The 5,910-nt window shown below is 66.9% G+C and carries 6 protein-coding genes; 4 read left to right on the plus strand and 2 right to left on the minus strand.

Features of this window, described 5'->3' with window-relative positions:
• Positions 1-147: 147 nt before the first annotated feature.
• Positions 148-633, plus strand: coding sequence for a MarR family winged helix-turn-helix transcriptional regulator (locus tag WAW17_RS10530; RefSeq protein WP_422332928.1), 486 nt, complete (start codon positions 148-150; stop codon positions 631-633).
• Here the strand turns inward: WAW17_RS10530 and WAW17_RS10535 are convergent, their stop codons facing one another.
• Entirely contained in the window at positions 634-1,518 is an 885-nt protein-coding gene (locus WAW17_RS10535; protein ID WP_422332929.1) for an oxygenase MpaB family protein, read from the minus strand.
• 113 nt (positions 1,519-1,631) lie between these two features.
• Here WAW17_RS10535 and WAW17_RS10540 point away from each other — a divergent pair, with 113 nt between their 5' ends.
• Positions 1,632-2,246, plus strand: a complete 615-nt coding sequence (locus tag WAW17_RS10540; protein ID WP_422332930.1) for a TetR/AcrR family transcriptional regulator — start codon at positions 1,632-1,634, stop codon at positions 2,244-2,246.
• A gap of 139 nt (positions 2,247-2,385) precedes the next feature.
• On the plus strand, positions 2,386-3,426 hold the full coding sequence (locus WAW17_RS10545) for an NAD(P)-dependent alcohol dehydrogenase (protein ID WP_422332931.1): 1,041 nt from the start codon (positions 2,386-2,388) through the stop codon (positions 3,424-3,426).
• Between the two features lie 13 nt (positions 3,427-3,439).
• On the opposite strand, the gene WAW17_RS10550 is transcribed toward WAW17_RS10545, so the two are convergent.
• Complete coding sequence (locus WAW17_RS10550) at positions 3,440-4,393, minus strand: 1-phosphofructokinase family hexose kinase (protein WP_422332932.1); 954 nt, start codon at positions 4,391-4,393, stop codon at positions 3,440-3,442.
• 171 nt (positions 4,394-4,564) lie between these two features.
• Between WAW17_RS10550 and WAW17_RS10555 the strand changes: the two genes are divergently transcribed.
• On the plus strand, positions 4,565-5,910 hold a 1,346-nt coding region (locus tag WAW17_RS10555; protein WP_422332933.1), incomplete at its 3' end, for a pyruvate kinase.

Here is a 5,910-nt window from a genome sequence, read left to right on the forward strand (position 1 = left end):
CCTTACCCTGGGAAACAAAGCATGTGTACCGTACACATCATGTGCTTCGTGCACCATTTGTGTCGGATGCACATACATGTGGTAGAACGGCTGTCAAGCAAGGGGTTGGGGCTCGAGAATCGAGAGAAGGACCGGCGAATCATCGGCATGGACAAGCCCACGCACCTGATCGAGTTCGAAACCATGCTGCTGGGAAGACATCTCAGCCTGCACAATCCCCAACGGCACGGCGGCCACCTGGACCGCAGTGCCTATACCCTCCTCAGTCGCATCAGCATGGAGGGCCCGATGTCCATCGGGCAACTCAGCGACGCTTTCGGCCTCGACGCCTCCACCCTCAACCGCCAGACCAACGCCATGACGCGGGACGGACTGGTCGAACGTATCCCGGACCCCGAAGGGGGCATGGCCCGCAAGTTCCGCATCACCGCCGAAGGCGAGAACCGACTCGAGATGGAACGCGCCGGAAACGTCTCCGCCCTGGAGCGGATGCTGACCGACTGGGACGCCGACGATGTCGCCACCTTCGCCGGATGGCTCCAACGCTTCAACACCGACATCGAGCGCCTCTCCGGGCGACCCTGGCCCCGCCCCGAATCCGCCGGCATCCGGCGGCACCCCGCCGAGGGATAGTTACCCGCGCCCGGCGCCGGACGGCCGTTGATAACCCACGGCATCGATCCCGCGTTCGCCATACTTCGACGTCCCGAAGATCTTCACGAAACTGCGATCGCGCCGCACCGGCCGAATCGGCGTGACGGCGAAATAGATTCGCGCCACCGAGCGAGCGAGCGCGGCGATGACCGGGTTCGGTTCGGGCAGGTTCTGCACGGACCGGAGGGTCTCGTCGCAGAACGCGGACAGCACGTGGACTGCGTACGGCTGCAACAGTCGGGGGAACCAGCGGGTGGCGAAGTCGTCGACCAGGGCAAGCGTGACCGCGGTCCCCTCGGGGGTCGTCGTGTATTCACGGGCCTCGAAGTCACCCATCCACGCGGCCAGGTCGGCACGGGTACGAGGGATGTCCTCGATTCGTTGAGCCGCGGCCACCCCACTCCAAAAGCTCCATTGCGCATCGAGTTCCGCATCCGAGAAGGGCCGCGCGCCGATCACGTCGGCCAGGCGTTGCGGTTCCAGAGCAAGGGTCGCGAGGGTGTACAGCGAGTCCTCGTTGCGGATCGGGAAGTGACTGTGGATGGTGTTGAGCCGCTCGATCCACGCAGTGCCCTCCGGCGTGTCGTACCCCAGTTCGATGAAGTTGCCGAAGAAGACCATGGTGTCGTCGTTGCGCAACGCGGTGTCGGTCATGATCTTGCCGGTTCCCTTGCGATACAGCACTTTCGCCATACTCGGCACGGCGACCTGACGAATGAACGAGACGGTGAACAGCGCATGGACCAGCATCGGATTCCCATGGAGGATCTCGAGGCTCAGATGCGCGACGTCGCGATCGTCGCGGAAGGGATCCAGTTGGGCGATCTCCTGCCGGATACGCCTTCCCGTAGCGAGTGTTGTCATGCAGACCTCCAGTTCGGGCCACCGCGTGGCGATAGTGGACAACATATGTTGTCCACTACTGGCCGTCAATAGCCGACGGCCGAGGATTCGCCTCTGTGCGGCAGGATGGACGCATGCGCACACCACCGAGTCGCCGATGGCACGGCGTCGCCGCCGACGATCGCCGGGCCAGTCGTCGACAACGCATTCTCGACGCCGGCACCGAACTTCTCGGTACCACCGGTGGCAAGTCGGTGACCGTCCGCGCGTTGTGCCGCACCGCCGGGGTGACCGAGCGCTACTTCTACGAAAGTTTCTCCTCCCGCGACGAACTCGTCGCCGCCGTCTTCGCCGAGATGGCGAACGAAGTCATGTCCCACATGAGCGAAGTGGTCACAGCCGCACCTACCAACGTCGCCGATCGCGCCCGGGTCTTCATCGCCGGGGCGATCGACTTCTTCTCGGAGGACCCGCGGCGCGGGCGTGTGCTGGTCCGCGAGGCGATGACCGAGCAGGCTCTGACCCAGCAGGGACTGCACGCGGCCCCGACCCTGCTGGGCACCCTGCTCGAGGACGTCATCGGACCGACCCAGGATCCTGACAGTCAGTTGCTGACCGGCGCCGTCCTCGGGCTCGGGATCGGCGCGTTGATCGTGGCCTGGCTCGACGGCCAGGTCGACGTCACCCGCGACACGCTCGTCGAGCACTGTGCACAGCTGATCGAACGCGCCGTGGTGACGCGTTCGTGAACGACGCGAAACTTCTCGGGAAGAGTTCGCCTCCTCCTGCCGGAAGACGGGCACGGGGCCGCTCGCACCCCTAAGTTGAACGGACGGGCCATCACGCGTCGGTCCGCTTGCGCACCACGACATACCTCAGGAGTCCGTGATGAAAGCAGTACAGTACCGCGAGATCGGAGCGTCACCGGTCGTGGTCGACGTGCCCACACCGGAACCCGGCCCAGGGCAGGTCTTGCTGAAAGTCACCGCGTCCGGACTGTGCCATTCGGACATCTTCGTGATGGACCTGCCCGAGGAGCAGTACATCTACGGCCTGCCACTCACTCTCGGTCACGAGGGCGTGGGCACCGTGGTCGCACTCGGTCCGGGTGCGACCGGGGTCGAGGAGGGTCAGAACGTCGCCGTGTACGGGCCGTGGGGCTGCGGTACGTGCGCTACCTGTGCGGCGGGGATGGAGAACTACTGCCCGCGCGCCGCCGACCTCGGCATCGCGCCACCCGGATTGGGCAACCCCGGGTCGATGGCCGAATACATGATCGTCGACTCACCGCGGCACCTGGTTCCCATCGGTGATCTCGACCCCGTGACCACAGCGCCGCTCACCGACGCAGGGCTCACCCCGTATCACGCGATCAAGCGCTTTCTCCCCAAACTCGGCGCCGGCTCGACCGCGGTGGTGATCGGGGTCGGCGGGCTCGGACACGTGGCGATTCAGATCCTGCGCGCCCTGTCCGGCGCCCAGGTGATCGGACTCGACGTCAATCAGGCCAAACTCGACCTGGCGACGGCGGTCGGCGCGGACCACGCCTTCCTCTCGGACGCCTCCGCCGTCGACGCCGTCAAGGATCTGACCGACGGTCGCGGCGCGGAACTGGTGATCGACTGCGCCGGATTCCAGCCGACGATCGACCTGGCCCAGCAGATGGTCGCAGTGGGCGGTGGGCTGTCCATCGTGGGCATCGGCGCCGGCGGCGCGTATGCCAAGGTGGGTTTCTTCATGACCCCGTACGAGGCGGAGACGCTGGTGCCGTACTGGGGATACCGGCAGGAGCTGTTCGAGGTGATCGAACTCGCCAAGCGCGGGGTCTTCGACATCCACACCGAGACGTTCGGCATCGATGAGGCACCGCAGGCCTATGCCAGGCTCCGCGAGGGCACACTCGAGGGGCGGGCAGTGGTGGTCCCGTAGACGCGGCGCCCGGTCAGGTGGTGTGGGGACGAGCCCACGCGTCTCCGCGGATCTGCGAGTAGAAGCGTTCGACGTCGGCCGCGCTGCACAACTGCGTTCCCGGCGTCAGCAGCATCGCCGAACCCGCGGCGACGCCGTAGCGCACCACCTCGTCCAGGCTCCAGCCCCGGCGCAACGCGGCGGTGATGCCGGCGACCATGCTGTCGCCGGCTCCCACACCGCTGACCACGGGAACCTCGACAGAAGGAAAGTATCGCGGCCCCTCTGCGGTGACCAGGAGCGCTCCGTCTGCACCGAGCGACACGACCGCCACCTCGCACACACCCGCGCTCACCAGTTCCCCTGCGGCGGCACTCTGCTCGTCGAGTGTGGTCAGGTCCCGGCCGATACGTTCCCGAAGTTCACGGCCACTCATCTTGAGTAGGTACGCGCCGTGGTGCAGGTGCCGTAGTGCCTCTCCGGAGGTGTCGACGACGAGCCGGGCACCGAGTCCGGCAACCACATCGGCAATGCTCTGGTAGTAGTCGGAAGGCACTCCCGGCGGCAGGCTGCCACTCGCGACGACGAAGTCGGCGCCCGCACCCACCTCACGCAGCAGACGCAAGCACGTTTGCTGTTCCACCGGCGCGACGGGCGGACCCGGCAGAACGAACCTGTACTGCAGACCCGTCGATTCCTCGTCGACGGTGAAACTCTCGCGGGTGGATCCGGCGATCGTGAAACTTCGAACCTTCACACCCTCGGATGCGACCAGATCTTCGAGCGCCCGTCCGTTGTGCCCGCCGGACGGAAACAGCGCCGTCACGGACTCGCCGAGGACGCGGAGTACCCGGGCGACGTTGAGTCCGCCGCCCCCGGGATCACGGTGGGGTGGCCCGCAACGCACCTTGCTGGTCGGCGTCACCCGTTCCGCGCTCAGCGTGATGTCGACAGCCGGGTTCATCGTCACCGTCACGATGTCGGCCATAGCCACACTCTCCTCGCCCGGGGTCTCTCCGTCGAATTTCCTCCGACACGCGACTGATGATCCACGACATCGCACGGCGCCGCGTTGCGGCGCCGCCCCCTGCGAAATCTGTGCACACACGTGTCACGTGCGGGCCATTGCGGCGACACCTGACGAAATTATCCTGGCGGCGTGACCGAGACGAGCACTATGCGTGAACAGCTGGCGATGCTGGCCGGCAGACTCGGCGATCTTCGCACCGATCTCGTCGACGCGGCAGCCGACAGCAGCCGGTTCACGGGCGTCCATCCAGACAACCGGGCGAGCGCCGAGAACCTCGCCCACTACGTCGCACTGCGCCGGCACGATGTTCGCGATCTGCAGGAAGATCTCGCCGCCCTGGGGCTTTCGTCACTCGGCCGAGCCGAGCCTCATGTGCTCGCATCGCTCGATGCCGTCCGCGCTGCCGTCGCGGGCCTGACCGGTCCGGACCTCCGGGAAGGCCACCCGATCGAAGAGCACGCGGTCGAAGAGCATGCGGTCGATTTCGTGAGCGGCGGGCGGATACTCCGGCAGAATGCGACGGCGCTGCTCGGGCAGGCGCGCAACGGCCGGTCGACGCGGATCATGGTCACCCTGCCCAGTGAGGCCGCCACCGATCCTGCCCTGGTCGATCGGATCGTCGAAGCCGGCGCCGATCTGGTCCGGGTGAACTGCGCGCACGACGGCCCAGCCGAGTGGGCCGAGATGATCGCCCACGTGCGCCGGGCGGAACGAGCCCACGGGCGCCACGTCAAGGTCACGATGGATCTCGCCGGTCCGAAACTCAGAACCGGACCGATCGCACCGGCCGCGCAGGTGGTGCACATCAAACCGGCACGCGACGACCTCGGCCGCATGGTCACGCCGGCGCGGGTGTGGCTCACCCGTCCGGGCGGACCGGTCCGTCCCGGTGCGGTAACCATCCCGGTCGAGGATCCCCAGTGGCTCACCCGCCGAGTGGCCGGCGAGTCCGTCACCTTCCGCGACACCCGCGGTTCCACACGCGCCGTCGAGATCGTCGAGAGCGGCGCGGACGGCTGCCTGGCCGACCTCGCCGACACCGCCTATCTCGTGCCGGGCACCCCGATGAGAGGCCACAAGCACGACATCACCGCGGTCGCGGCCCTGCCGGCACGCGAGCAGAAGCTGACCCTGCACGCCGGGGACGACCTTCTCGTCGTCGCCGATCTCACTCCCGTCGATCCGGCCCTTCGTCCGGCCCGGATCGGGTGCACCCTGCCGCAGGTCTTCTCGGATGCGCGGGTGGGGCATCGAATCTTCTTCGACGACGGCAAGGTCGGCGGCGTGATCGAGGCGGTCGATGCGGCGGGATTGACGGTGAAGATCACCGACGCTCCCCCGGCCGGTGCCCGAATCGGCGCGGCAAAGGGCATCAACCTGCCGGACACCGGTCTCGATCTACCCGCGTTGACGGAGGAAGACCTGGCGAATCTTCCTTTCGTGGCACGGCACGCCGACGCCGTGAGCCTGTCGTT

This window comes from Rhodococcus sp. (in: high G+C Gram-positive bacteria), from assembly GCF_049286785.1.
Classification (GTDB): Bacteria; Actinomycetota; Actinomycetes; order Mycobacteriales; family Mycobacteriaceae; genus Rhodococcus_F.

Excerpts from the sequence above, each read along its gene's own strand:
- WAW17_RS10530 (WP_422332928.1), top strand. The coding sequence starts at position 148 with ATGGACAAGCCCACGCACCTGATCGAGTTCGAAACCATGCTGCTGGGA.
- WAW17_RS10535 (WP_422332929.1), bottom strand. The coding sequence starts at position 1,518 with ATGACAACACTCGCTACGGGAAGGCGTATCCGGCAGGAGATCGCCCAA.
- WAW17_RS10540 (WP_422332930.1), top strand. The coding sequence starts at position 1,632 with ATGCGCACACCACCGAGTCGCCGATGGCACGGCGTCGCCGCCGACGAT.
- WAW17_RS10545 (WP_422332931.1), top strand. The coding sequence starts at position 2,386 with ATGAAAGCAGTACAGTACCGCGAGATCGGAGCGTCACCGGTCGTGGTC.
- WAW17_RS10550 (WP_422332932.1), bottom strand. The coding sequence starts at position 4,393 with ATGGCCGACATCGTGACGGTGACGATGAACCCGGCTGTCGACATCACG.